Raw genomic sequence first — 26,426 nt, forward strand, 5'->3', positions numbered from 1 at the left:
GCCTGGTGGGCCGTCGCCGTCAACGCCGACGACCTCCGCCGAGGCCGAACGGGCACTCGCTTGATGCGGGCCACCGCACCCAGCGGACCTAACCGGGGCCCGACCAGTCGGCTCGCCGAGCCCCTGGCACCCACCGTCATCTCGACACCGCTTCACCTGGCCGTCGCCCGGCCACCGGCACCACCTCCGGGCACGGCCAACAGGCCGTGCCCGGACTCCAATCTTGGATCGTGAGAAATGGAGCTCCGTCATGGCACACAGCCGCCGCCCCACGCGGCGCCGCCGCGAGACCTCGTCGGCCACCCTCGACCTGCTACGCCGCGCCCAGAACGGCGACCGCGACGCGTTCGCGCGGCTCTACGCCGAGCACCTCGATCTGATCACCCGCTACGTGGCCGTCCGGCTGCGTGACCGCGACGCGATCCCCGACGCCGTGCACGAGGCGTTCGCCGACGCGCTCACCGAACTGGCGTCCGCGCCGCACGACGTGACCGGCTGGATCCTCCGGCTGGCCGCTCGCGCCAGCACCCGGCACGGCTGGGCCGCCCGCCGCTACCTGCGCGCCGCCCACGAGATCCACCACCGAGCCGCCATCGCCCCGGCGTCGGCGCCTCGCACGCTCACCGTCGGCAGGAGGATGGCGTTCGTAGCCGGCATTGCCCGCCTGACTAACAACCAGCGAACGGCGATCCGGCTGCGCTACCTCGACGGCTACCCCCGCGATCTCGCCGCCGCGGTCATGGGCTGCAGCTCGCAGACCATCCGGGACTTGGAACGGCGCGGGCTGCGCCGGCTCAACGCCGCACTGACCCGTTCGTCGGCCGGAGCCACGGCGGTGGCGCGATGAGCACGAGCCGCCCCACGCACATTTTCAGCGGTGACTGGTTGGAGAACACCGACCTGTCCTGCCAGCACCGCTACCGCAAAGGGTTCGCCGGCATCCCGGCCGGGACGTGGAACGGCTGGAAGGTCTTCACGGTGACCCCGCAGGTGATGCGCGCGATCGTCGACAGCCACCACGCCGAGATGACGGCGGCGATCACCGCGTCGGGTGCCGCCGGCGCCCATCTCGACGAGGCGTGGCTCGACGCGCTACAGGACATGGCGTCGGTGTCGTGGCTGGGCAGCCTGGTCGTGGTCGACAGCCGCGTCCTGCACAGCGACCCCGCGCTCGTCGATGTCACCGCCCCGGACGAGGACGGCCGCTACCGCGTCGGCTTCGGCTGGAGGTGGGACGTCGTCGACCCTGCCGATGTCCACACCATCCACCACGCCACCGGCACCACCCACGACGAACCGCCGAGGCGCCAACGGTGCCCGGCCGGCAGGTCACAGCCCGGCCCGACACGAGGGGAGGCGTGATGCTGCGCCTGCTGTACGTCTCGGTTCGGGGCCACAAGTGCCTGCACGGCGGGCCGAGTCTCGACGCGGACGCGGACGTCCCTGCCGGGGTGGGCATCCCGTTCATCAGCGTTGACCAGATCGAGCGACTCGTGCTTCGGGAACTACGCGGTCTCGGCGTGTACTGGCAGGTCCAGATCGTCGACGAGGCCGGCACGGTGGTGCGCCGCGGGTTCCGCAGCGGCTACAACGGCACCGGCGAGCACTGGACGTGGCGGGACCCGTCGTGACCGCCCACACCTTCATGTCCGACGACGCCGTCATCGCCAACATCGACGCGATGCGGGCCAGCGAAGGACACCTGATCCACCGTCCCCGCTCGTCGACGGACACCGGCTGCTGGTGACCGTCCCCGGCGGGACGCACACGCCCACGTGGCCCAGCGTCCCGCACCGTGGCGCTGGGCCACTTCGCATACGCAGGAGGAACCCATGGCCCTCACGTCCACGACGACCCCGCCGGCGGCGGGCGAGCGATGAACCTCACCGCCAAGCTCGGCGACGGCCCGCACGGCCGGGCCGCCGAGCACGCCGCGTGGATCTTCTACGTCATCGCCGCCCTCGGCTCCACCATCGGCCAGATCTGGGTCGGCGTGCAGGCCCCGCCCTGGCCGGACGGCCTCGATTGGTGGTGGCGAGCCGCCCTCGTTGCCCCGTTCGCCGCCGTGATCGACCTTGGCGGTGTCGTCACGGCCGCGTTCGCCGACTGGCGGCAGCGCCTCGGCGAGGCCGCCTACGGGTGGCGAGTCCTGTCCGCCGTGTCGGTGACCGTCGGTGTCGCTATCAACGTCATCGGCCACCACGATGTGCCCTACCTGGCCGCCGTCTTCGGCGGCCTCGGCGTCTTCGCCTACTCGGTGTGGCTGATGCACAGCGCCGCCCGCCGCCGCGACGCGCTGAGGGCCGCCGGGAAACTCGCCGACACCGCGCCGGTCTACGGCCTCGCCCAATGGTGGCGCGAGCCGGCCGCCACCCGCCGCGCCCGCTCCCTCGCCCTCGCACACCGACTCCCGCTGCACGACTCCCTCGACGCCGCCCGTCAGCAACTACGCGACGAGAAGCGCCGCGCCGCCCTCGCCACCCACGTCGAGACGCTGATCCGGTCCCGGCACGACGACCCGGTCCGCGCCGACATCGCCGCCACCACCCTCGACCTCGACGCGGTCGCCGCCGCCCTCGAAGCCCAGGCCGACGTGCCTGGCTGGGCCCGCGTCATCGGCGCCGACCTACTACCCCCGGCCCCACCGGACAGCGGAGCCGACTCGGACACCGCACGGGAACCCGCGGCGCCGCGTGCCTTGGCCGGGCCGATGCCGCCCGCCGACGTACTCCGCCGCGTGCCGCAAGACCAGGCGTCCTACGACCGGTGGCGGCAACTGTGGGCCGAACTCAAGGCCGACCCCGCCATCGAGCCGGCCGAGTTCGCGCAACGGCACGGCATCTCCCTGCGGCAGGTCCAGTGGATCCGCCGCACCGGGATGAGCGGCCTGCTCGACTCGCCGCTGACCTTGATCGACCGGATCGCCCAGCTGGCGACCACCAACGGCCACGTACCGCACCACCCGGCATCCGCCTCGTAGACCCATCCACCGCCGGTGGCGGGACACATCCATGTCCCGCCACCGGCGCACCCCCTTCGAGGCCCGTGCCGGAACCATCCGGCACCCGCGGCAGATCGCCGCCGGCGCACCACCTCGAAGGGAAACCGCTATGTCCGCACTCACCCTCCGGCGCCAGCCATGACCACGCGCGCCATCGCCACCATCGGCGCCGTCGTCCTCGCCGTCGCCTTCCTGTGCATCGCCGGCGTAGCCACCCTCACCGGCGCCGCGTCGGCCTGCTCGGTCATCACCACCCCGAGCGGCACCACCGGCCGATACGACGCCGAGCAACTCCACCACGCCAAGGTCATCGTCACCGTCGGCGTCCAGAACGACATCCCCGTCCGCGGACAGATCATCGCCGTCGCCACCGCACTGCAGGAATCCGGACTGCGCAACCTCGGCCACCTCGGCGAGAACAACGACCACGACTCACTCGGCCTGTTCCAGCAACGGCCCAGCCAGGGCTGGGGCACCCCCGCGCAAATCATGGACCCCGAGTACGCGGCGGGAGCGTTCTACCGCAAGCTCGTCACCATCCCGGGCTGGCAAACCATGCCGCTGACCGTTGCCGCGCAAGCCGTGCAGCGCTCCGCCTACCCCGACGCCTACGCCAACTGGGAGGGCGACGCGAACGTCCTCGTCGGGCTCGTCTCCGGCCAACCGGTCGGTTCTAACGGTACTGGTGAGCAGTGCATCAGTATCGGCGGCTGGATGAAACCGGTCCAGGGGCCCCTCGTATCCAGGTTCCGGACCGACAGCCGGCCCGGCCACGACGGCGTCGACATCGCCGCACCCAAAAGAACCCCGATCCACGCCGCCGCGTCCGGCCTGGTCATCCGCGTCGTCTGCAACGCCCACCTGGTCAACGGAGACCCCTACTCCTGCGACGTGGACGGCGACCCGGTCACCGTCCGCGGCTGCGGCTGGTACATCGAACTCCTGCACCCCGACTCGAGCGTCACCCGCTACTGCCACATGGTCCGCCGCCCGTCCGTCGAGGTAGGCCAACAGGTGGCCGTCGGCCAGATCATCGGCCAGGTCGGCAGCAGCGGCCACTCATCCGGACCACACCTGCACCTGGAAACCCACACCAGCCATCCCGCGACCGAGTCCAACGCCGTCGACCCCGTTGGGTTCTTCGCGCTGCGCGGCACCGATCTACCCCAACCCGAATGAAGCGCGTCGTCTTTTGGGCAGTGCCCTCACCAGCGCCATGAAAGATTGAGGTCAGTCGAGGGACCGGCCGGAGTTGGCTTTCCAGAGCTGGTCCTCGAATCCGGCGATCTTGGGGACGAGATCTGGGTCGACACGGCGCAGAATCCTCGGATCGAGGCAGTCGCTAAGCCCACGGGAGGCGTACTGGAAAGCCGCCACGGTGTCGCCCTTGTCAAGATAGCCATCGGCGAGGCAGAGATTTGCCTGGGCCGCGACCGAGGCGTCCGAGATGTAGCCCAGTAGTGGGGCGGCTAGGTCTGGCTCGCCCAAGAACGCCAGGGTCTCCACACAGAGCGCAAGAGCGCCCTCGTGCGCCTTGGAAAGAGCATCTGTCGACTTGGCTGTCGCGACTGCGCTGCTGGCCTCGGTGACGAGCGCGCGGGCGTCGTCTCGCTGGCCGATCGCCGCCCGCGACATTGATTCCGCGGCAGCCCACAGGGCGGAAAACTCACGAGGTGGCGCGAAAGGGGCGAAGGCCAGCCGCAGGCGTTGGGGGGAGTCCTCGAGGGCTTTCTGAGTCTGGCGTATCCCGTCCGGTTCTAGTTCCCCTACCAAGCGCACGAGATCGATGAGCAGGTAACCAAGCACAACCGGGGGACTTGGCCTTCCCGGGTCGTCGTGCTGTCTTTGCACGAGCGCCGCGCGAAGAGCAAGGGTGGCAAGTCCTGCCGCGGCCCCCTCATCGCCAGCTCTGTTCGTGGCGTCGGCCAGCGCCGCGAAGACCTGCGGCCAGCCCCCCCAACTGACTGGCGCACGGCCGCCTATGGCCGCCTCTAGCGGGTCAAGACCGGATTCCGGCAGTTCGCCCGGTGGGCCATTCTGGCCGTCCTCATCGCGGTCACCAATTCCCTGCGAGCTTTTCCAGAGCTTCATCGCGGCAACGATTGCAGCCGCTAGCGCGTCGAGGTGTTCCTCCGGGTTCTCTAGCCAGTACGCGGCGGCCCGCACGGTTTCCAGTCCCGTCTTGATGCCTTGGCGGAGCATGTGCTCCCAGTCGAACTCACGACCCACCCCTGCATCCACGATTCCCTGACGGCGTACCCTCGTCGCCACTGCCGGGCTTGCGGCGAGGGTGAGGGCTTGGCCCAGTGCCTTTCGGGCCTGTTGCGGGTCGTTGGCCTCGAGGTGACAGATCGCCGCGAGGGCAAGCGCCGGTATCCGGTTCTTCACAGAGGTGCGTGGGTTCATCCATTGCTGGTGGTGGACGTAACGCAGCACGGCCTGGAGGTCGCCACGCCGGGCCGCGGTTTCCACTCCGTGAAGAAGCACATCGCCCGGGTCTTCCAGTTGCTCCGCGATCGAATCGAATTCATCATCGCGGCGTAGTGCAATCATGGCCAGTGCAAGCTGGCTCAGCAGCACGGGCTGGGCCTCCGGGTGGGAGTCGGCAACCAGCTTCTTGATTTGGTCCACTGCTCGGGAAGCCGCTCCCGATTCGGGATGCTCGCAGGCGAGGAGGGCCAACAGCACGACTTTGTGCTGCGTGACCATGAAGGGCCGCGACACTTCAAGTCCGCGGGTGTTGTCTGGAAGTGTGTCGAGGGTGTCGATGGCAGTGAATGCTTCGTCTGGCATGCCGGCTTTCACCATGAGCGCGGCATGAATCTGCACGTACTCCTTCCCCTGGACGTGCTCCGCCAGGAACTGGCGCGCGCTGGCGTGGTTTCCGGTGGCGAGGAAGGCTTCGATGAGGGGCAGCGTTGGGACCATCTTGAGCAAGTCAAGGATTCTCGGTCCCGGAAATAAGAAAGGGTGCTCGGCGATGCCCGGTCGGCCTAGAAGGGTGGTGGCCAGCTCGCCGACAACCTCCGGGATGGTACGGATCAGTTCCCAAGCCTCCTGGACATGACCGCCCCACACCAGCGCTTCAGCGACGTCCAGCGCCACAACCCCGCCGACGTGCTCGACCGTGCGGTACTCCCCGAGAAGCCGCATCGCCAGTCCGGACGCGCCGACATGATCGCCTGCCTCCCGGAATAGCCTCACGCATCTGGATCGGTTCCGGAAGCCATCGCGCACACCCACTAGGGAGGGTGCCAGTGCCCGGGTCTCGTCCCCGCCTTCCGCCAGGAGTGCTAGCACGCTTTCCATGAGTGCGCCTAGCGTGGACGGGTCGTCTTTGGCTGCGTCCTCCATCTCGCCTTCCACCAGGCGTCCTAGCGCGCGCTCCATGAGTGCGGAGAGGTCGCCTAGCGCGGATTGGTGGTCTTTGGCTGCATCCTCCATCGAGCTTTGCCAGGCGCGGGCCGCCTCGGTCGCACCAGCTTGGTCGCCTTGGTGGAGGAGCGCTCGGACGTACGCCCGGCGGACGTCCGGGTCATCCCGTGTGACGGTGTACTCCTTCGCCATGTCCGTCAACCCGGCACCGACGAGGGCGCTGATGGTCTGGGCGGCGGAGCTGCTCAATGGCTCGAACGGGCCGGATCGGCCGCTCACCTCGCCGGGGTCGTAGTCGATGTTGCGTCCGACGATGTGGGTGGCGAGTCCTTTCGCGGCGACCGGCCCTTCCACGCGTCCGACAGCTTCCAGAAGGACCAGCGGGAGGGTGTCGGCGGTCACCTGGTAGTTGTCGCGGACCGTTACCAGTTTCGCGATGCTCTCCAGGCTGGCCGTGGACCCGCCGGTCTCCGCAGCGCGAAGCGCCAGCGGCATTGCCTGATCAACGAGGAAGGGGATGGGGTTGGCGGGGCCGAACCTGCCAGCGACAGCCCGGAGGTAGCCAGGGTCGAACAAGAGTCCGCAAAGTCTGGCCAGGTCGCCCCGCTCGGCCAAGGACTCCGGGTAGCTGGTGAGCAGGTAGCGGGGGGTTTCGGTTGGCCACCCGGCGTTTCGGAACGACCCTGCCCAGGCCTCAACGCGAATCTCGGTCTCAGTCTCCGCCGATACGGCAGCGGCCGACGTCAGTTCTCCAGCCGGCCAGCCACCCGCGGACTCGTCGAACAAGGCTCGGGCCACTTCGGCGTATTTGGGATGCGCGAAGGCCCAGCCGTCTGCTTCGCCGGGTTCGCGTACCGCGCTGAACACGCGCTCTTCGGAACCGGTCAGCGTCTTGCGGATGGCTCGGACACTGCCGCCGGTGAGTTGCGCCAGCTCGTCGGCCTGGAAGGCGCCGAATCCGAACGTCAGGTACTGCAGGATCCCCCGGGTGGGAGCCTGGTCGAACAGACTCTCGAGTTCGGCCTCCATCTGTTTGAGGCATTCGGCGACGTACTCGGTACGCCGAACAGGCAGCTGCCGCCAGCCGGCGGCGGCCTCGGGAATCCGGTCTGACCAGGCCGAGACGATCACCTTGAGCCTGGGAACCGAGAGCTCGCCCAGGACGCTCATCATCGTCTGCTCCTGCAGGCGATTCGATACGTCCTCGTCGATGCCGTCGACGATCAGGACAACGTTGCGTCCATCCTGTCTCGCTTGGCCGACGCACGTGGCGAGCAGCTCCCTCAGCCTGCCCGGGTTGCTGGAGTCGGTGTGCAACTCCTCGCCTGTCGTCAGCAGGTAGGCCTGGCGGACCAGGTGGCGCACCATCGCTTCGGATCGTGCATCCTGCCGCTGATTTGGCGGCACGAAGTAGCCCAACCGAACGGCGTCGGAAGCTTCGGCATTCACGAAGAACTCCGCCATCAGCGCTGACTTGCCGGAGTAGCGCTCACCGACGACAAGCAAGCGTTGCTCGTCATCGGTAGTGCAGAACTCCACCAGCTCGTCCAACTCGGGTTCGCGGCCCTCGAACGCGCTAGCCAGCTTCAATCGAGCGAAGCTGTGCTCGACGACCGATCGATGATCCGGCGCACCCTGCTTCCCGGCGTCGAGCCCACGCCGATGACGGTCGGCACCGATCGTGGCGGGTGTCGCCAAGCCTGGTTCGTCTTCACGCCAGATGATCGACGAAATCCGATGTTCGCCGCGATCGGATGGGGTGAGCTGGAGGGCTGCGCCTACCAGGGTGGGCGGGCGCTGCGGGTTGCACTTGATGATGTGTTCTGCAGCCAGTACGGCCAGGCGGGCTCCCTGCTTTCGGAACCCTTGTCCTGACGACTTGTACGGCCCCTGCTCGTTGACGCGGGCCGCCCACTTCATTGTGGCGAAGTCCTTGTTCGCGTTCGGAGCCTTGATGTCAGCACGAACCTGCTTTCCCGCAACAGTGACGACCTGCCCCGGCCGGATCGGCAGCTTGGGCCGTGCCTGGGTAGCTTCGAGATTCCAGTAGATCTGACCCAAGTGGAGCAGGCCCAACTCGCTCAAGGGCTGGCTCTTGTTGAGAATGCTGCGGGCGCGCCGGTCCTGGGAGAGATCCGCGAAGACGGAGTAGAGCCGGTCTCGCAGGGAGTCCTCGTCGAGGGAAGCACCGCCGCTTGCCAGGTAGTGGTTGATCAGCGCGACAGCCGACGCTGGAAGGTCGACCCGCTCAAGTAGGCCCACATCAAGCTCCAGGCTCTCCGACAGCCCGTAACCCTTCGCCAGCGAGTCCAGGTACGCCGCCAGGACAACGACCGGCGCGGGTGTTGTGGGCGCGGCACCCAGGACCGAGCTGAGCGCATCGGAGAGATCCTTCGTGAGCTCAAGTCCGGGTTCGTGCGCCATGGCGATCATCATGCCAGCGGGATCGGTCAGGCAGGGCGAGGCAAGGGGCCGCGTGATGCCTCGCGTGCCTAGCGGTTTGCTTGAGGCATCGCCACACCGGCATCACCTCAAAGGAGGTAACAGTGAAAACCAACACCCGGATCAACTCCGAACTCACCACCCGCTCGCACCGCCACGGCGGAGAATCTCGTCGGCACAAGCTGGCGCTCTGCCAGGCCACCGGGCTCGCGCGCTACCGCGATCGCCACCAGGCCCGGCAGGGCGCCAAGGCGATGCTCGCCGGCTCCCACCAGTTCGAGGGCAGCACGTTCGCGTGCCCCGACTGCCGCGGGTACCACCTGGAGAAGACCTACGCGCGGCAGCCGATCAATGTTGGTGGCGCAATCGAACCGGCCGAGGCCTTCACCGCGTCGCTGACCTCACGCAAGCGCCGCTACGTGTTGCTCGACATCGAGAACCCGACCCGCGGCGCGAGGGCCACCCGCGAAGAGGCCGCCGGTCTCTGGAACATCCTGAAGCTGCAGGCCCCGGGCATCGCTCCACACGACCACGTCGTGGTCGGCGCCAGCCGCCTCGTCGTCCGCAAGTACCGCGCCGCGATCCATGGTGCAAACGTCAAGTGGGTCGTTGGGGCCGACGCCCCTGACGGGGCCGATCGTGCACTCCTGGCCGCGATCGACCTCCGTCGCGTGGCAGCCGAGTACGACGAACTGGTCATCATTTCTGGCGACCACGCGTTCGCCGATCTCGCCCGCCAGGCGAAGTGGGCCGGCCTCAGCGTCCAGGTCGTGACGGCCGAGCACCCAAAGCAGCGCTCAGTGCTCTCGCGCGAACTGGCTGCCGCCGCAGACACCCACACCCTCGTCCGGCTCCAGCCCCGCACGCCCAAGCCGGAAAACGTCACGCCGAACAGGCGCACCGCGCGTCTCAGCAGTCAGCACGTCCACGATCTGCCCGCCGCGGCCTGAGCGCCAAGGCGGAGCCCACCCGGCACCCGTCCCCTGGAACCGCCGGGCGACTTCGCCCTGGCTCTCATCCCGAGACGAGCACAGAACGAGGTGAAGACATGGCCAAGAACAACTGCTGCGGAAACTCCGGCAAGTCCGGATCGGACTCTGGCGGCGTGAGCTCTGCTCGACTGCGCCAGAACTCCGACTCCAGCAATGAGTTCGGCGGATACACCAAAGGTCGATTCTCGTTCGCTCAAGCCGACTAACCGGGCTCGGCTACTCATCTGAAGAAAGGTCCACCATGACTCACATCAACACTGCTCGGCGGGTGCTCAACGCAACCACGCTCGTCACCCTCGGGAACCTGGCAATCCGTATTCTGCAGGACCCTGCGGTACACAAATCCTGGCGCGAGGCGGCCGGCGACTGCTCAAGGGCCATCGACTCGGTCGCGACGACCGTGAACACGGTCGCGAGGGCTGTTAACTCGATCGCGAGGGCCGGTAGCGAGACCGCCGCATCATGGCGTCGGCACGGCGGTACAGACCCCTTGTCCCACTGCCCCAAAAGTTAAGCCTGTTCCTGGATTCCGCAGCTAGCCAACCCGGGCATCTGGCCCGCCGACGCGCCCGCAAGGCGCGACAGTCCTTTTTCTGTAACCCGTACGGCTACTCTTCGTATCGAGTGCCTTGCTGATGGTGTGCGGCGGGTGGCTGGCATATTGAGAGACACCGGCTAAGTGATCATGGCGAGGGCGATCACCGCTCCGGCCAGCATCGAGGGTCCGTGCGCGATGTCGTCGCCTGGTTTCCGACGTCCGGCGGCTCGCAGCGTCGAGCCGATCACAGCGGTGATCAGCACGCTCACGAGTCCTCCGATCAGGACTGCTGTCCAGCTGTGTGCGCCGAGCAGAAGGCCGGTGGTGAGTCCGAGTTTCACGTCGCCCAGGCCGCCGTTGGCGATGAGGGTCAGCAGGAAGTAGCAGCCGCCGGTGATTCCCGCAGCTGTTGCGGCGCGCAGCCCCTTGGCTCCAGCCTCCGCCGGTCAGCATCTGCAGCAGGATGACAACTACGGCGGTGGCGAACGCCGCCGCGGTGAACGGGTCGGGGAGACGCCGAGCGGCCAGGTCGACGAACGCGAGCGTGACGCCCGCCGCGGCGAGGCAGACCAGGACGGGCGTCGCGGCCGGCGTGGTGGTGGTGTGTACGAGCGTGCCGGCTGCGGCGGCGAGGACGGCTTCGACGGTTCCGGGCGCCGGCCCGATCCGCGACGTGCAGGTGCGGCATCGGCCGTTCGGCGGTAACCATCCGAGCAGCCCCATCCTTTCGGGTGGGATGACTGCGGTCTGGCAGTTGGGGCAGGCCGATTGTGGTGGGTGGCCGTACGGGACGCTGAAGGCCAGGATCCATGTCCGGACGGTGCCGGCAAGTGCGACGGCGGCTGCCGCGGCGACGATGGCCCACCCGGTGCTCATGCCCGTCTCAGATGGGCGCGGGCTCGCGAGCGGGGCAGCAGTTGCGTCGGGTATGGGTCGTTCATGGGTTCGCCAGATCGCGGAGCAGGCTGGTGGCGAGTTCCTCGGTGTCCGGGTCGATGTCGATGCCGGCGTCGTCGAGTTCGCGGTGCAGCGCGGTGAGGCGTTCCCGTACGCCGGCGGCGTCGCCGAGCCGCGCGGCGGTACGCATCGCCCGGCGGGCTAGTTCGTCGGAGAGCGGGTCGAGCGCGCGGGCGGTGTCGTAGAGGGCGAGCGCGGCGGCCGGGTCGCTGTCGGCCTGCAGGCCCGCGGCCTGGGCATAGATCTTCACGAGGCGGCGTCGAGCATTCTCGCGGTCGGTGTCGATCCACTCGTAGCCGCTGCCGTCGGCCAGCCCGCCGCTGGCGGCGGCGATCGCGGTACGCAGGTGGGCGAGACGGGTGTCGTCGTCGGCCGCGGTGGCGACTCGGGCGTAGGCGTCTTGGATGGTCCACCAGTCGACCTGCAGCAGGTTCGAGTTGAGGTGGTAGTGGCCACCAGTATTGACCACTGGTTCGATCTTGGGTGCGTCGTCGCTGGGTTCGGTGCCGGTTTGGGCGACCGAGCGGATGGTGGTGCGGAGGTTGGCCACGCAGGTGGAGAGGCGGTCCGCGGCGCGGGAGACGGTCACGTCCGGCCAGATCGCCTCCATGATGTCGTCGAGGCCGGCGCCGCCGCGGTGGACGACCAGGTACACGAACAGTTCCAGGCTCTTGGCGCGCAGGCCGCGTACGGGCTTGCCGTCGGTGCCGAGGATCGCGGGTACGCCGAGCACGCGGGCGTGAACGCGCCTACCGGCGCCGCCCTGCGTCGGCTCTGCTGCGTCGTTCGGGGCCGTACCTGACTCGGTTCGCGGCTCGGCGGGCTGGGGGGCGGTGCCGAGGCGTTCGGTCTCGGCCGATGCGCCGTCGTCGGAGACTGGCGTGGCGGTCACCCGTTGCGTTCGGGCGGGTGCGGGCACGGGCCGGCCGGTAGGGGGTTCGGCATCGCCGTGCGCTTCGGCGAGCATGGTCATGATGTCGGTGGTCGCGGCGGTGTCGAGCACGGCGACGCGTTCGCCATCGCCGCCCTCGGTGGTGCCGTCGGAGGCGACGGTCAGCGTGGTGCCTTCGGGCCAGACGCCGATGAGGGCGGTGCCGATGTCGACGTTCTTGCCGAGTCGGATCGCAGTGGCCAGCCGGGTGTGCCAGCTCTCGTCGGGGACGTCGGCGATGAGCAGCAGTTGCGGCAGCGGTTCGCCGAACGTGCACTCCTCGCGTACTGCGAAGACGGTAGCGGCCTCTTGGTCGGCGATGATCCGGCTGCGGCGGATGATCTCCTCTTCGAGCAGGGTGAGCGCCGCCGCGAAGGTCGGGGCGACGGTGAGTCGGTGCATCGCGTTGAGGTCGACCGCGGCAACGCCGAGCAGGGTGGCCAGGGTCGAGGCCGGGGTGATGGCGCAGCCTTGCGCGTCCGGGTCGTCGGCGCTTCCGGAGGTGAGGGTGGCCACGAGCAGGGCGCGGGCGGCGTCCAGAGCGGCGGGGCCGTCCAGGCCGAGCCCGGTGGTGACCGGGAGTGCGCCGACGCCGGCCAGTTCGGTGCCGCTGGGGCCGCTAGGCGGCAATGGCGGCTTGACCTCCGCCGCGATGTACTCGCGGACGGTTGGACCGCGGTCGGGGCTGCGGTCTAGGAGGTGCGGTGCGGCGCGGCGCACGCCTTGCCGTAGCCGGGTCAGCGCCGCGAGGGGTGGCGTCAGGTCCGCATCGCGCAGGTCGGGACTGGTGATGGGTGTGGGTCGGTACCGGTGACGGCGTCGCTTCCACACCATCGCCACGGCGTAGATCAGCCCGGCGGCGAGCCCAGCACCCATCGCGCCGCCGGCGATGATGACCCATTCCGGCGACGAGTTCGAGGATCTGTCGTCGCGGATACCCGGCCGGGGTGTCGCGTCGCTGGTGCGGACGGTGGACGGGCCCGGTGTGGTCGTCGGGACCACCGGCCCAGGTGCGGCGGCTGACGGCGAGGCGGTCACCGTCGCCGAGGGCGGTACGAAGACCCCATCGTCGCCGCGTGCAGGTGAGCTCACCGAAGTCTCGGGCCCGGCGGCGGCCGACGCACCCGGCGCCGCCGCTGGTGGAGTGGGTGCGGTCGTTGTCGGTCCGGTCGTTGGATCTATCGTCGGTGGCGCGGTGGATGTGCTGGGCGGGTTCTGGGTAACCGGGTTGTCCGGTAGTGCGGTCGCAGTCGGTGTGCTGGTGGACGGCATGGTCAGCACCCACCCGGGGAAGATCAGGTCGGGGTCGTTGAAGGTGGTGCGGCCGGAGATGTGGGGCCAGTACCGGCCCTTGTTCAGTTGCCAGATCTCGGTCCATCGGTTGCCGTCGCCGAGGTACTTGTCGGCGATGCGCCACAGCGACTCGCCGCGGGTAACCGTGTGCTCGACCGGTTTGCCGGCGATCAGCAATGTGACCGTGCCGACCGGTCTGAACGCGGGCGTGGCCGACACGCCGACCGAACCCGCAACCGAGGTCGTCGGCGCAGTGGTGTGGTGCGGGGTGTCGGCGTGTACGACGAGCGCCGCGGCCGGTGAGGCGTGGGCGGGCGGGCTGGTGAGCGAGGCGGTCAGTGATGCTGCGGGTGCGGCGACGACGATGCTGGCGGTGATCCCGGCGATGAGCGCGGCGGCCAGGCCCTGGGTGGGTGCGAGGAGCCGGTAACGGGGTGCCCGTACGCCACGGGCAGCGGCCCAGATTTCGATGACGACGGACATCGCGAACAACAGCCACAGCAGCCACAGCAGGACGGAGAGCCCGTTGAGGTAGGTGGCGTCGGTGAGCCACTCCCGGCTGGTCAAGGCCGTGCGGACGTCGGCCAGGGTGGGCATATGGTCGGGCAGGGGCGAGCCGATGTAGCGCAGCTGCGCGAGGGGGACGCCGAACAGCAGGGCGAGCAGGCCGACGGCGTTGATGAGCCGCTGACCGGCGCGGGCGGCTGCTGTCCACATGGCGCGCTCCTGGGCTATCCGGTGATGGGTGCGGCGGTGGCGGTGGCGTGGACGGTGAGTGTGTCGAGGCCGAGGATCGGCACGAGGATCCCGGGTCGGGTGACGGTGACAGTGACGCGGACCTCCTCTGCGGTTGCGGTGACGCTGCCCTGCTCGCCCATTTGGTTGAGGAAGGCGGTGGCTGCGGCCTGTGCGGCGGCGGGGTCGATCTGGACCACGCCGTTCTGGCGCAGCGCGCCGAGGTTGAGCTGGTTGGCGCCGGCGCGGGCGGCCTGCTGGGCGATGTCGGTGGCGTGGCCCCGTGCGCTCATGGCGTTGCCGCCTTCGAGGATGGCTCCGGCGAGGACGAGTACGACGAGGATGAGGAAAAGACCGAAGGCGGTGGCGGAGCCACGGTCTCTACCCGCTGCAGGTCGCAGCGCTGTCCGTAGTCGACGAGAGGTCATCGGCCCTCCCAGGGCTGCGGGTCGTGCCGGTCGGCGGGTGGCCCGTCTGGGTCGATGTCCAGCCAGGGATAGTCGTAGCCGTCGGCGATCCGGGCACGTGCCGCGCTGACGACCGCGTCGGTGGCTGACGGTGTGCAGGCTCGCCGCTCGTCGAGCAGCTGCCACCAGTCGACGGTGACAATGGCGGGGTCGAGGTGGTAATGACCGCCGGTGTTGACGATGGGCTCTGGTCGTGGGCCGTCGGCAGTCTCGTCGCGGTCGGCCGGGTCGATGGCTTCCAGCGCGCCGCGGATGATGCCGCGTAGGTTGCTCAGGCAGGTTGACAGCCGCTGGTTCGCCTTCTGCATGGTGACGTCCGGCCACACCGTGTGGAGGATCTCGGTCAACGGGGCACCATTGCGGCGGACGACCAGGAACACCAGCAGTTCCATGCTCTTCGCGCGCAGGCCACGGATCGGCTGGCCGGTGGCGTCCAGCACCGCTGGCTCGCCGATCACGGTGATGCGGACCGGGCCACCCGACGGCGGACCGGAACCTCCGGATGACCGGGTTGTGGTGCTGGCCGGCGGATCAGGCGGCGGGGCGTCCACCTGGTCGGGGTCGCGGCTGTCGTCGGGCTCCGCGAGCGTGACGGTGATGCCTCCGGCCGTCGTCGGCCGCGCCGGCAGCACGCCTGGCCGTGCGCCGGCGGGCGGGAGTACGGCTTGCCCGTTGACCGCTGTGCCCTCCGCCGGTAACCGGTCCTCGACGGTGAAGGGCGCCCGCCACGACGCTTCATCCGGAGCCATAGTGTGGCGGTCGGGCACGCTGTGCGGCGAGGGGTTGTCGGTTTCGGCGATCTCGGCGTGGTCGGCCGACGGTGCGGGCTCGTCGGGGCCCGCGCCGGTCCCGGTGAGCGGCAGCCGAGTCTGGGCCTGCCGGGCGAGGAAGGCGCGGGCCGCGACTGCGGCCTCGTCGTCGCGGCCGTGGAGTACGTGCTCGGCGGTCAGTTCGCTACCGAGCAGCGCGGTCAGGCCTTCGTAGTCGGCGTTGGCCCGCAGCCTGCGGGCGACCTCGTCCATGTCGTAGGTGAGCACGGCGATGTCGGCCATCTTCTTGCCGGCCGCTGCGCGGATGCGGGCGCGCAGGACATCGGCGAGGGCGGCGTCGCGCCGTTCCCGGCGGCGGACGATGAGCGCGGCTTGCAGCGAGCCGTAAAGGCCCAGCTGCGGGTACGCCTTGGCGAAGCCGCGGGCTTGCGCGGTGATCATCGGGTGGCGGATCCAGTGGCCCCACAGCTCGTATCGCGGTGTTGGTGCGGGCAGCAGTCCTCGGGCGCGCAGCCGGTCGCGGCGCTTGTTCTCCACGTCGACCCACCAGCTGACGAACCCGAGCACGCTCATCAGGGCGTAGAAGCCGCCAAGCAGGCGGTTGGCGTGCGTCACGACGTTAAACGTGGCGGCAGCGGCGGCGATGATCCCGCCGAGCAGCCGCGACGCGGCGGCGTGCTCGCCGAGACGGCGACGCACGTCGGCGTTGGACAGGAACGTCACACCGCCGAGCTCCAACGCGAAGATGCCGCCGATCGCGATCCACCACGGCAGGTCGAACGCGGCCACCGCTCCGGTGGCCGTCCCATACAGCGCAACGATCAGGACCGCGGCATAGAAGAGGCGACGCATGAACGCGGCGCGCCGCACCGCCGCAGCAAGGTTGTCATCCAGCTCCTCCGCGACAGCGGTGGCCTGCGGGTCGTCGAGCCGGGTAAGCAGTTCCAGCAGCTCCGGCTCCAGCGAGACGATCATGCCGGCGCTCCGGCCGCAGGACGGTCGCCGACGGCTCCCAGCGCAACTGACCGGTAGGTGTCGATGGGGGCGGTGGAGGTCGATGAGGCGGTCATCTGCCCGGGGATGGCGTTCATCATCGCCAGCGTCGAGAGGTTGACGGTGCAGGTGACGGTGACGGTGACCGAGCCGCCGCGCTGCCACCGGCTGGTGTCGACCGCCACGACAAGCCTGGCGCAGGTGATCGACCGTCCGGCCAGGTCGTTCTCGGCGGCCTGCCGGGCGGCTGCGGTCGCCGCGGTGGAGCTGCGTTGCAGGGACGCGGCGCGGGCAGCCGCGGCTGAGGCGGATTCCAGGTCCAGGCGCGAGATTGCCAGCTGGAAGGCTGCCGCGACAACGACGATCGCCAGCAGCATGCACGGGAGGAAGAAGCCGGCCACCTCCACCGACCACGCGCCGCGGTCGCCGCGCACTGCGGACGCGAGGCTGCGGCGGCGTCGGACGGTGGTTGGCCGGTTGGACATCTAGTTGAGCCTCTCGACGGGCGCGTGGACGGTGACGGTGACCGGGGGACGGAATCCGGGAATGATCGAGGTGGCTCTGCCGTGCACGGTGACGGTGACCTCGGTCGCGCTGCGATCGATATCGACGCTGGGGTCGTTGAGAGCATTGCCGACCGCTGAGGCCAGGATGGCGTTAGCGTCGGCCTCGCCGGCGGCGACGGTGCCACCGTGCACGCGGGTCTGCTGCGCGGCGTGGTTGGCGGTGTAGCGGGCGCCGAGGGCCGCCAGGCCCCATGTGACCGCCTGGACGCCGATCATCAGCGCCAGCAGCATCAGCACGGTGTAACCGGCGACCTCGGGGGTGACCGCACCACGGTCACCGCCGAGCCGTCGTAGGCGTGGCCGTTTCATCAGCTGCCGGTGAAGCCGATGGTGTACGAGAGGTTGTTGAAGAACGCCTTGAGGTCATCGCGCAGGATCAGACCGACCGCGCCGACGATGACGATGACCGCCGCGATACAGAGCATTACCTCGACGGTCTGGGCACCGCGTTCGGGCCTGGTACGCATGGCTGCGCTGCCTTTGGCCAGCAGACGGATGATGGCGTGGTTCATCGGAAGTGCCTCCTTTACCGGGTCAGGCTGGCGCTGATCGCGCCCATCGCCGCGTACAACAAAAAGATCAGGTAGCCGAGGCCGAACAGCATGATCGGGATGGCCATTTGGGCGCTGTTAGCGTGTGCCCGGCGTTCCATGTCGGCGGTCGTCCGCGCCCGCATCGTCTGGGCGACGACGGACATGGTCTCGGCGACCGGTGCCCCGGCCGCGGCCTGTTCCATCGCGGTGGCGAGCTCGGCGAGCTCGTCGACGCCGATCTGCGCGCCCAGGTCCCGCAACGCGGTCCAGGCATGGATGCGCTGCCGGCCGCGCGTCTGCGCCGCGGCGGCCAGTTCGCGGCGGATCCGGGTGGCGGCCCAGCCGGACAGCTCGTCCATGGTTTCGTCGAGGGCCTGCTCGACGCCGGCCCCGCCCGAGAGGCCACCGCCGACGAGGTCCAGCAGCGTCGACAGGGTCTCGCGCATCTCGGCGCGGCGGACCTCGGCCGCCGCGTGCAGCCGGCTGTGGGCCAGCCGCACCGCGATCGCGGCACCCAGCAACGCCAGCCACAGCGGCAGTTGCCCGCCGAGTCCCCACAACACCGGCAGCGCGCCGAGGACCAGCATGCCGGCGACGGCGATGACTATCTGCTGGGCCAGGTATTCGGCGGAATCGCGGTCGAGGATCGCGAGATCGCGCAGTGTGCGGTCGCGGGGCAGTCCGAGGTGGCGCAGCGGCGCGGCGAGCGCGACGTCGAGCCGGCGGCGTCGACCGAGCGGGGCAACCGGCGGCCGGGACAGCCGGTCCAGGGCATCCACGAGCGCCGGGCGGGGCGGGTTGAGCCCAGATGCGAACACGGCCACGCCCGCGCCGACCAAACCACCGGCGGTGACCATGACGGTCAGCGCGTCGCTCATGGCGTCCTCGCCTCCGGATCGTCCCACAGGACCCGGACGGCCTCCGGCATGCGGGTCAGCCGTTGCAGCCACACGGCCGCGAGCGTCCAGATCGCGCCGACGATGAGCAGGACGACCTGGCCGGTGGGGCTCTCGAACGGTTCCAGCAGCGGCCGGTTGAACAGGTACAGGCCGACACCGACGATGACCACGATTATGATCACCAGGCGGGCACTGGCCTTGGCCTCAGTCCGGGCGGTCTCGACCCGCTGCACCGCGGCGGCCCGTTCGCGGACGGCGTGGGCTAGCCAACCGAGTTGGGCCGCGAGGTTTCCGGTGTGGCTGCCGGACGCCTTCCGCAGCGCCGTCGCGACCAGGTCGGCGGCGTGATTGTCGACGTCGCGTTTGAACCCGGTCATCGCCATCGGCAGCCGCATGCCCGCGTCGAGCGCGGCAGCCAGACCGGTCGCCTGGGCGTAGATCGAGGGCTTGGCCAGGTCGGCGGTGTCCCGGATCGCCTGCTCGATTCCGGCGTATGAGCGCAGGCTGCCGCGCAGTGCCTCCGTCCACGACGCGATCGCGTCGAGCTTCGCCAGTGAGGCCGCCTCGGCCCGGCCGCCGCCGAGCATCGACGGAGCTGCGTAGGTGAACATGGCCGCCAGCAGCGCGGCCACCGGCCAGCGGGTGAACCCCGCGACCAGCGCGCCGACCGCGACCGCCGCGGCCAGCCGGTAGCCGTTGCGGCCGGTGACGAGATTCCGCAGCCGCGCCGAGGTGCCGGACCGGTCCGGGCGTTCGGTACGGCGGATCCCGGTGGCCACCAGCCACACGCCGAAGCCCACCGCGAGCCCACACAGGACGTTGACGCCGGTCATGCCCTAACGCCCTCCGCCCAGCAGCGTGGCGTCGAATCCGACGTCGAGCAGCTTGTCGATGGTGATGTCACTGAACCGGCTGGCCGGTACCGCGCGGCGGTCCGGGCCGGGCCTGTAGATCTCGTTCGAGCGGACCTGGGTCGCATCGGCGTCGACGACCTCCCGGACACCGGTGACCACTCGGGCGCCGTCGGCGGTCTTGCCCAGCTGCACCACGACGTGCACGCCGCCGCCGATGAGCTGGTAGGTGACGTCGAACGGCAGCTGTTCCTTGGACTGGCGGGCGTATCCGGCGATCTTTTTGAACGCCTCCTGAGTGCTGGACGCGTGAATGGTGGTCATCGACCCGTCGGTGCCCTGGTTCAGCGCGTTGAGCAGCGGGATGACCTCCGGCCCTCGGACCTCGCCGACGATCACCCGGCTTGGGTTCATCCGGGTCGCCCAGCGGACCAGCTCGACCATGTCGATGCCGCCGGAGCCCTCGATGTTGGGGTCGCGGGGCTGCATTGGCACCACGTCCGGATGGGCGGGATCGGTGTCAAGGCTTAGCTCGTACGGGTCTTCGATCGTGATGATCCGTTCGTCCGGGCGGATCGCCGAGCACAACGCCCGCACCATCGTGGTCTTGCCGGTGTCCATACCGCCCGACACGACGATGTTGAGCCGAGCGGCGACCATCGCCTCGAACAGCTGCGCCATCGCCGGCGTCATGGTGCCCAGACGGGCCAGCTCGGCCAGGGTCAGCTGCATGAACCGGTGCCGGCGGATCGACACGCACACCCGCTCGGTCACCGACATCACCGCGAACAGCCGCGCCCCGCCTGGTAGGCGCAGGTTCAGCCGGGGCAGGCCCGGATCGAACCGCCGCTCTTGGACCCCCAGTGACGCGGCGACCTTGCGCAGCATGTCGGCCAGCTCCTCATCCGACGACGCGACGGGGCCGACCCTGACTCGCTTGCCGCCGGCATGGGTGATGAACACGTTCTCTGCCCCGTTGACGTCGATGTTCTCGATGTCCGGGTCGTCGATCAACGGCTGCAGGTCGCCCAAACCGGTGAATGCGTCCATCAGCGACCGGCGCAGCTGCTCGCGAACCTCGTCCGGGACGGCCTGCTGGCCGCGCCGCAGCGCCCTCACGTTGTACTCGCGCACGACGTCGGTCACTAGGTCCTCGACGAATGCCGCCCGGTCGTCGACCTCGCTGCGGCGCACCGCGGCGGCCAGCCGATCGGACACCTCGGCGTGCAGTTCGTCGCGCAGCACGGCAACCTGTGCGGACATGAGGCCCGTTGTCATGGCGTGGCCTCCAGCCTCTCCCGCGCGGGTTCCGCGGCGGTGTTCCGCCCGGCGTCGAAGGCCTCGGCAGGATCCGCCGCAGGGTCGGCGGGCGGACGGTAGGTGAGCGCGAAGCTGCGGGCCGCGGCGAGCAGCGGACGGCGGGTCCAGCCCGCATCCCGTCGTGCTCCGGGCTGTCGCCACCGGCGGGGCCGCTTGCGTCCGGCGAGGATGTCGGCCGCCACCGGGTCGTGCGGGACCGTGGCCGCGATCTCGATCTGCAGGTAGTCGGCGATCTCTTCGGGCTGGTGTGGTCCGTCGCCGACAAGCACCAGGCGCACGACGGGGCATCGCCGCCGCAGGCTCGGTACCCGCATCCGTAGATGCCGCAGCTCCGCCGACACGGGCCGCCCGACCAGCAGCAGTTCGTCGGCCTTGTCGAGGTAGGTCAGCACCCGCGACTGCGGGTCGAGGCGGCCAAGATCGGCGAACACCGGCCGGACCGCAGCGAGCTCGCGCAGAACGCTTGGTCCCTTGATCCGCAGCTCCTCGACCGTCGCCGCCGCGGCATCGCTCGGTGGTGCCACGATCACATCGGCGCCGACCCGCAGGTGCTGCACGAAGTCGGCGCCGTCACCGATCGGGCCGCCACGAACGCTCGATGCCAGGCTCGCCAACCCGGGCTCGTCGTAGGTGTCCCAGCGGCTGCCCAGATCCCCGCCGGCCGCGTCGACCTCCACCACCACTGGCGGGGGCGCCGGGTGTGGCCAGCGGGCTGCCATCGCCACCGCCAACGTGGTCGCGCCGGGAGACCCTTTCGCAGACCCGAAACAAAGCAGCATCCCGCGCTCACCGTCCTGGGCTCTGCAGGATCAGCGCGACGTCTCCGGTCGCGGAGGCGATCCGCACCGCCGACTCGGCCGACATCTGCAGCGACACCACGGTGATTCCGGAGCTGTCGGTCAGGTCGACGGCCCTGACGACCGCGGGCGCTTGCGGAGGCGGGTCAACCGCGCCGCCCTGGGGCACGATGACGACGAGAACCGACGCGCCAGGTGTCAGCCCTGACGGCGCCCGCCCCGTCTTGACCCCGACGGCGATGACCGACTGGCCCGGCGGTGGGTCGGTCACCGCGCCGAGCTGATCGGAGGTCAACAGCGCGCCGGCGGCGAGCGGGACAGCCGCGGTTCGCCCCACCACCGCACTCCGCTCGCTCACGCGCACCACGTGCAGCGCCTGATCGGGAACGATGTGCACCACCCGGATGTCCTCGTCGCTGAGTTGCGTCCCCGCCGCGACCGGGCGTGCCATGGCGAGGACGTCGATGCCCGGATCGACGCGCAGCCCGACCGCCCCGAACGCCACGGCGCCCAGCACCACCAGCAACGCGCCGCCCAGCAGGCGGGGAACCGAGCGCCGGCGGCGCGTACCGGGTGCGTCTACGACGGTGCGTGTCTCGAGTGGTGTCCTGCGGGCCGTGGGCCTGGCAGACGTCGCTGTGCTCATCGCCGCGCGCTCCTCATGACTTCGTATTGACGGCCGAGGCCTCGAGCACCTGGACAGAGACGCTTGTGGTCGAGGTGAGATTCGGTTCGCTGCCCGACGTGCCGCCGCCGGACCAGGTGATCCGCCACGTGATCGTCGCGGTCACCGTGTACGTGCCGCCGCTACTGCGCCGCGACGGCGAGGTGTAGGTGTGGCCGCAATCCGGCGACGCCTTCCTCGGGTCCGTGCCCGCCTTCCATGCAGTTCCCTGGCCGCATTCCTTGGTGCCGCCGTCGCCGGTGGACCAGGTCACCGTCGTCGGCGTGCCAACCGCCGTCACCGACAGACCGGCCAGGCTCGCCGTGGCGGACCGCGGCGACCACACCGCATCGTCGATCCACAGCCACGTCGGCACGTACACGACCTGGGGGGCCGGCGGCGCCGGATTCAACCGGATCCGCGGCGCCGGCAGGTTCAGGTGACGGATCGCCTCCTGGGCAAGCCGCTGTAAACCGGGGTTTGAGTCGTAGACCCGGTAAAGGATCAGCCCCGGCGGCCAGAAGTTGGTGATCGGATCACCGCAGGAACCGACGTACCAGTACCCGGGTGGATCGACCTTGCCGCCCAACGCCTCGGCGAACTTCAGGTCGTCGCCGGTAGCCTTCTGCCAATAGCAGTAGCTCTCGCCCAGCCAGCCCTTGCCCTCGACGTAGCAGGGGATTGTCTCACCGGCCCCATTACGGCAGCCCGAGGACCCGCTGCCACCGCCTCCTTCCGACCCTCCCGGCGTCCCGATCTGGATCACGCAAGCCGGGTTGGTGGGATTCGCTGTGCAGTTCACCGGATCGCCCAGACCGGCCTGAGCGGCCACAGCATTGGTGAGGAGGAGGGCGACAGCAGCACCTCCGACCGCGACAAGGCTTCGTGTCACTGGCAGCATGCTTGACCTCAACTCAGCACGTTCCGGCCGATTGGAGGGCGAAGGAGGTCACTTTCCAGGTCCCGTCGTCGAGGCGGGACACGCTGGCCTTCGCCGACTGTCGGCCGCCGGGAGTGTCCTTGTAGGGAGAGCCGTCTTTCTTGACCAAGCGCGTCTTGGACGTGTCGACGCAGTCCTTGATGTCGACCGTCGGCGGTGACGCGTTCGGTCGCACCGTGGTCACCTTCGGGTGCAGCGTGACGTCGCCCTGGCCCACAAGGCCGTCGCGTTGCATCGAGGTCAACCCGTCGACGAACACCTTCAATGCGTCTCCTTGGGTGTATCGCGCAAGGTCGGCGTGCTGCGGGTCTGGGATGCGGCTGGCACCGACGTACGCCCTCCACATGCCGCGGTATGCGTCTAGAGCGGTCGCCGCCTGTGCACCCGAGCTCGGGGTTGGTGGTGTGGGCGCCGAGCTGGTGGCGGGCGCAGCCGGCGCCGAGCTCGGCACCGGCTGAGCGCTTCCTGGCCCACACGCGGCAAGGGCCACCGCCGTGGCGCCGACCAGCGGCGCCAGCCGCCTCGCCGCGCCCAGCCTTCCTCGGAAGCTCGTGCGAAGTCCGGTATGCGGGGACGACCTGGCGCAGGCCCTTGCGAGCGTTGCGATGACGGGCGCGATGAGACATGCCCGGTGCTTGCGTAGCGCCATAGAGTCCTCCTGTTCGCTGGTCAATCGACCCCTGCCACTGCGTCAGCAGTTCAGACTGTCACCTCCCGATCTACAGCCGTCACCTTCTGCTCGCAGCCACGCGCTTCCCGCTGCCGACGCCGTCAGTCATCCCGGGTCAGATGACTGGCTGGCCGCGGAGCCGGGACTCCGGACACCAGCAACACCGACGACTGGTCTCGTGGAAACCTCAGTAAACATCGACATGCATCGTACGCCGACCGACTGCGAATGTGTCAACTGTTGTGGACGGGTGGATCCGGTGTGTAGATTTGGGCGTGTCGGTTGAAGGAGTTTCCCCGTGACGCCCCGCGCAGACGATTCCGCCGGTCGAACCCTGGCCCAGCGGCTGGACAACCTGTTCCTGTCGGTACGCCGGCCGGACGGGCGCGAGTACAGCCATCGCGAGGTCGCTGAGGCGGTAACGGCTGCCGGTGAGCCGATCTCGCATAGTTACATCGGGCAATTGCGCGCGGGTGACAAGGACAATCCGACGATCAAGCACCTGCGCGCGTTGGCGCGCTTCTTCGGCGTACCGGTGGAGTACTTCACCAACGAGGACGTCGCCGCCGATGTCGATCGCGAACTCCGCACGCTCACCGCGCTGAAGGATTTGCAGATCAAGACGGTCGCACTGCGACGCACGCTCCTGCCCGAGGCCGAGCGGAGCCTCGCTGAGTTGGCGCGGATCGTCGAGGTGATCCGCGAGATCGAGGTTCCACAAGACGGCGAGCGGCAGAGCAAGGAATAGCCGACATGATGGCCGACAGCGGGGGAGTGAGCACGGGAAGACTTCCCCGGCTGGGTCAGTTTGGTTCGCCATCATTCTCCGGCAATGCGACGGCTGAGCGATGACGGGGCCAGTGGGCGTCGCTGCGCTGGTCTTGCTGTGGGCAGCGGTGATCTACCGGTCGTGGCGCCTACCCAGAGGAGCGCAGAGTCCACAGCGGACAGCGCTGTGGTTGGCGATCATGGCTCTGGCGATGGCGGCGACCGTGTTCTACCCGACGGTGTACCGGGCCCTCGACCGCGCCGTCGGAGTGCCCAACCTCGCCGAGCTAGTCGGGCACAGCCTGATCCTGCTGGCAGCATGGCAGGCGCACTCGATCCTGATCTTCCTTATCTACCCGAGATCGGCGGCCCGCCGACGAACCTGGGCACACGGTGCGCTGGTTGTCGTCAGCGTGGCGGCAATGGCGATCTTCTTCGGCTTGGCGCCGGTCGACCAGGAGGCCCCTCAGACGTTCACCACCGTGTACGCCGAGGCACCGTACATCGTCCCGTACTGGGTGACCCTTCTGGTGGCGGCCAACTACCTGCTCGGTGACATGGTGCGGCTGGTCGCGCGCTACGCTGCCCGCAGCCCTCACGAGCACCTGCGTCTTGGACTGCATCTCATCGCCGTTGGCGGATCGTTCGGAGTTGCCTACTGGTGCTACTGGGTCTCGTATCTTGTGGCGCGCAATTCGGGGCTGTCCGTTCCCGCTGACATCCGAACCGCAGGGCGTTCGTGCATGTTCGCCGCTATCGTCTTCTGCGTGCTCGGCTCGACCGTCCCCGCACTGGGACCCCGGGTTGGCCTACCGACTCCGTACGCCTGGCGGGCCGGTCTGCGCGACTATCGCCGGCTCTACCCGTTGTGGCGCGCGCTTGCCACAGCCGCGCCGGAGATCGTGCTCAACCGACCGCCGCTCTTCGTGGTGGATGTTCGGTTCTGGTTGAACCGGCGGATCATCGAGATCGAGGACGGCTTGCGGCTCCACGGCCGGAACGCACCGCACGTTGGGCACCCCGGCCCGCAGTCATCGCAACAGCCCGATGGAGACCGAGATCCAGCCGCCGAGGCGGAACTGATCCGGCAGGCCGTCATGGTCGGACGTCATCAGGTGGAAGCGCCGCGGGCGCCGGCCGACGAAGGCCCACGGGAAACAACGCCGAGTTATGCTGACCGCCTTCGATGGCATCTTGAAGTTGCACGCGCGTACGCGAATCTCGGCCGAGAAGGACGCCGGCCCATGTCGGCGCCGGCCGCGCGGCGGTTAGCTACCGGGATAGCCGCACGACGGCGGAAGGAGGTGGATGACGCGACATGACCAGCACGCCGGTTACGACCAGGCGGACGGCGCGCGCCAAGCTGCGGGCGCTGGGCATCGTCGTACCTTCGCCCTTCACGATCGACCACTTCTGCTCGCAGCTCAGCACGACGCGGGGCCGCCCGATCCGGATCATCTCGGTCGACCTACCGTCGCGAGCCGCATCGTGCGGAGCCTGGCTCGCGACCGCCAACGCAGACTACGTGTGTGTCGACAGCATCGCGCCGGCCCCGCTGCGCGAGCACATCGTCCTACACGAGCTGAGCCACATCATCTGCGATCACGGCGGCATCCCCATGGCCGAGAAGGTGACGCAGTACGGCCTGTTGGATCCGTCCACGGTGCGGCGGATGCTGGAGCGCACCCTGTACGACAGTGCGGAAGAACGGGAGGCCGAGCTGCTCGCCTCAGAAATCGGCTCCCGCATCAACCGCGGTCAGCCCTGGCGCCTCGCCGCCGATGACGGCACCCGACAGATCATCGACGGGCTTGCCCTGGTCATGGGCGGAGGGTCGTAGTGGACCGCTCGGCAGCTGGTACATCGGCCACGACGGTGCCGGACGGTGGCGTCCACCCCGCCCGAACCTCCGTAGCCGGCCGGC

Annotated in this window: 25 protein-coding genes and 1 pseudogene; 10 read left to right on the plus strand and 16 right to left on the minus strand. The window is 69.3% G+C overall.

The annotated features are described in order from the left end of the window. Positions 1-250: 250 nt before the first annotated feature. The 5 genes from GA0070624_RS15810 to GA0070624_RS15830 all read left to right on the plus strand — a co-directional run bounded on the left by GA0070624_RS15810 (position 251) and on the right by GA0070624_RS15830 (position 4,180). Positions 251-847 carry an RNA polymerase sigma factor gene (locus tag GA0070624_RS15810; RefSeq protein ID WP_091341859.1) on the plus strand — a complete coding sequence of 199 codons (597 nt, stop codon included), beginning with the start codon at positions 251-253 and terminating at the stop codon, positions 845-847. Further along, positions 844-1,362: a hypothetical protein gene (locus GA0070624_RS15815; protein ID WP_091341861.1), complete on the plus strand. Its 519-nt coding sequence runs from the start codon at positions 844-846 to the stop codon at positions 1,360-1,362. The genes GA0070624_RS15810 and GA0070624_RS15815 overlap by 4 nt, the downstream gene beginning before the upstream one ends. Continuing rightward, positions 1,362-1,631, plus strand: a complete 270-nt coding sequence (locus GA0070624_RS15820; RefSeq protein WP_141715032.1) for a hypothetical protein — start codon at positions 1,362-1,364, stop codon at positions 1,629-1,631. Before GA0070624_RS15815 ends, GA0070624_RS15820 begins: the two co-directional genes overlap by 1 nt. A 245-nt stretch (positions 1,632-1,876) precedes the next feature. Beyond that, positions 1,877-2,980 (plus strand): hypothetical protein, encoded by a 1,104-nt coding sequence (locus GA0070624_RS15825; RefSeq protein ID WP_091341866.1) that lies wholly within the window; start codon positions 1,877-1,879, stop codon positions 2,978-2,980. 159 nt (positions 2,981-3,139) lie between these two features. Then, entirely contained in the window at positions 3,140-4,180 is a 1,041-nt protein-coding gene (locus GA0070624_RS15830; RefSeq protein ID WP_091341868.1) for a M23 family metallopeptidase, read from the plus strand. A 51-nt stretch (positions 4,181-4,231) separates the two neighbouring features. On the opposite strand, the gene GA0070624_RS15835 is transcribed toward GA0070624_RS15830, so the two are convergent. Further along, positions 4,232-8,812, minus strand: a complete 4,581-nt coding sequence (locus GA0070624_RS15835) for an ATP-binding protein (RefSeq protein WP_091341870.1) — start codon at positions 8,810-8,812, stop codon at positions 4,232-4,234. Between the two features lie 110 nt (positions 8,813-8,922). On the opposite strand from GA0070624_RS15835, the gene GA0070624_RS15840 reads away from it, so the two are divergent. Next, a complete protein-coding gene (locus GA0070624_RS15840; protein ID WP_091341873.1) occupies positions 8,923-9,768 on the plus strand; it encodes an NYN domain-containing protein in 846 nt (281 codons plus the stop codon). Positions 9,769-10,485: 717 nt separating this feature from the next. On the opposite strand, the gene GA0070624_RS36415 is transcribed toward GA0070624_RS15840, so the two are convergent. Continuing rightward, positions 10,486-10,617 carry a hypothetical protein gene (locus GA0070624_RS36415; protein WP_281180980.1) on the minus strand — a complete coding sequence of 44 codons (132 nt, stop codon included), beginning with the start codon at positions 10,615-10,617 and terminating at the stop codon, positions 10,486-10,488. Between the two features lie 124 nt (positions 10,618-10,741). On the opposite strand from GA0070624_RS36415, the gene GA0070624_RS35745 reads away from it, so the two are divergent. Next, on the plus strand, positions 10,742-11,053 hold the full coding sequence (locus GA0070624_RS35745) for a hypothetical protein (protein ID WP_245718807.1): 312 nt from the start codon (positions 10,742-10,744) through the stop codon (positions 11,051-11,053). On the opposite strand, the pseudogene GA0070624_RS36840 reads toward GA0070624_RS35745, so the two are convergent. From GA0070624_RS36840 to GA0070624_RS15905, 14 genes and pseudogenes are all read right to left on the minus strand, one after another. Next, positions 11,015-11,224, minus strand: a pseudogene (locus GA0070624_RS36840) (prepilin peptidase); the annotation flags it as partial. The gene GA0070624_RS35745 and the pseudogene GA0070624_RS36840 overlap by 39 nt on opposite strands. A 61-nt stretch (positions 11,225-11,285) precedes the next feature. Then, positions 11,286-14,246: a LysM peptidoglycan-binding domain-containing protein gene (locus GA0070624_RS15850; protein ID WP_091341877.1), complete on the minus strand. Its 2,961-nt coding sequence runs from the start codon at positions 14,244-14,246 to the stop codon at positions 11,286-11,288. Between the two features lie 14 nt (positions 14,247-14,260). Beyond that, on the minus strand, positions 14,261-14,692 hold the full coding sequence (locus GA0070624_RS15855) for a pilus assembly protein TadG-related protein (protein ID WP_091341879.1): 432 nt from the start codon (positions 14,690-14,692) through the stop codon (positions 14,261-14,263). Then, positions 14,689-16,476: an AfsR/SARP family transcriptional regulator gene (locus tag GA0070624_RS15860; protein ID WP_091341881.1), complete on the minus strand. Its 1,788-nt coding sequence runs from the start codon at positions 16,474-16,476 to the stop codon at positions 14,689-14,691. The genes GA0070624_RS15855 and GA0070624_RS15860 overlap by 4 nt, the downstream gene beginning before the upstream one ends. Beyond that, positions 16,473-16,979 carry a hypothetical protein gene (locus GA0070624_RS15865; protein ID WP_091341883.1) on the minus strand — a complete coding sequence of 169 codons (507 nt, stop codon included), beginning with the start codon at positions 16,977-16,979 and terminating at the stop codon, positions 16,473-16,475. The genes GA0070624_RS15860 and GA0070624_RS15865 overlap by 4 nt, the downstream gene beginning before the upstream one ends. Then, positions 16,980-17,291: a TadE family protein gene (locus tag GA0070624_RS15870; RefSeq protein WP_245718809.1), complete on the minus strand. Its 312-nt coding sequence runs from the start codon at positions 17,289-17,291 to the stop codon at positions 16,980-16,982. Between the two features lie 77 nt (positions 17,292-17,368). Continuing rightward, positions 17,369-17,572: a hypothetical protein gene (locus tag GA0070624_RS15875; RefSeq protein ID WP_091341889.1), complete on the minus strand. Its 204-nt coding sequence runs from the start codon at positions 17,570-17,572 to the stop codon at positions 17,369-17,371. A 14-nt stretch (positions 17,573-17,586) separates the two neighbouring features. Continuing rightward, positions 17,587-18,471 (minus strand): type II secretion system F family protein, encoded by an 885-nt coding sequence (locus GA0070624_RS15880; RefSeq protein ID WP_091341891.1) that lies wholly within the window; start codon positions 18,469-18,471, stop codon positions 17,587-17,589. Further along, the gene (locus GA0070624_RS15885) at positions 18,468-19,325 is read right to left on the minus strand and encodes a type II secretion system F family protein (RefSeq protein ID WP_091341894.1); all 858 of its coding nucleotides are present in this window, start codon (positions 19,323-19,325) and stop codon (positions 18,468-18,470) included. Before GA0070624_RS15885 ends, GA0070624_RS15880 begins: the two co-directional genes overlap by 4 nt. A 3-nt stretch (positions 19,326-19,328) precedes the next feature. Further along, positions 19,329-20,606: a TadA family conjugal transfer-associated ATPase gene (locus tag GA0070624_RS15890; RefSeq protein ID WP_176731711.1), complete on the minus strand. Its 1,278-nt coding sequence runs from the start codon at positions 20,604-20,606 to the stop codon at positions 19,329-19,331. Positions 20,607-20,617: 11 nt separating this feature from the next. Continuing rightward, complete coding sequence (locus tag GA0070624_RS34760; RefSeq protein WP_176731712.1) at positions 20,618-21,382, minus strand: P-loop NTPase family protein; 765 nt, start codon at positions 21,380-21,382, stop codon at positions 20,618-20,620. A 67-nt stretch (positions 21,383-21,449) separates the two neighbouring features. Next, on the minus strand, positions 21,450-22,106 hold the full coding sequence (locus GA0070624_RS15895) for an SAF domain-containing protein (protein ID WP_091341898.1): 657 nt from the start codon (positions 22,104-22,106) through the stop codon (positions 21,450-21,452). 13 nt (positions 22,107-22,119) lie between these two features. After that, on the minus strand, positions 22,120-23,016 hold the full coding sequence (locus tag GA0070624_RS34005) for a hypothetical protein (protein WP_141715033.1): 897 nt from the start codon (positions 23,014-23,016) through the stop codon (positions 22,120-22,122). A gap of 22 nt (positions 23,017-23,038) precedes the next feature. Next, positions 23,039-23,329 (minus strand): hypothetical protein, encoded by a 291-nt coding sequence (locus tag GA0070624_RS15905; protein ID WP_091341903.1) that lies wholly within the window; start codon positions 23,327-23,329, stop codon positions 23,039-23,041. Between the two features lie 703 nt (positions 23,330-24,032). Between GA0070624_RS15905 and GA0070624_RS15910 the strand changes: the two genes are divergently transcribed. From GA0070624_RS15910 to GA0070624_RS15920, 3 genes are all read left to right on the plus strand, one after another. Next, complete coding sequence (locus GA0070624_RS15910) at positions 24,033-24,482, plus strand: helix-turn-helix domain-containing protein (RefSeq protein WP_218105158.1); 450 nt, start codon at positions 24,033-24,035, stop codon at positions 24,480-24,482. A gap of 100 nt (positions 24,483-24,582) precedes the next feature. After that, complete coding sequence (locus tag GA0070624_RS15915) at positions 24,583-25,824, plus strand: MAB_1171c family putative transporter (protein WP_342672747.1); 1,242 nt, start codon at positions 24,583-24,585, stop codon at positions 25,822-25,824. Continuing rightward, positions 25,821-26,342, plus strand: a complete 522-nt coding sequence (locus GA0070624_RS15920; RefSeq protein ID WP_091341908.1) for a hypothetical protein — start codon at positions 25,821-25,823, stop codon at positions 26,340-26,342. The genes GA0070624_RS15915 and GA0070624_RS15920 overlap by 4 nt, the downstream gene beginning before the upstream one ends. Positions 26,343-26,426: the final 84 nt, after the last annotated feature.

The organism is Micromonospora rhizosphaerae (assembly GCF_900091465.1).
Classification (GTDB): Bacteria; Actinomycetota; Actinomycetes; order Mycobacteriales; family Micromonosporaceae; genus Micromonospora; species Micromonospora rhizosphaerae.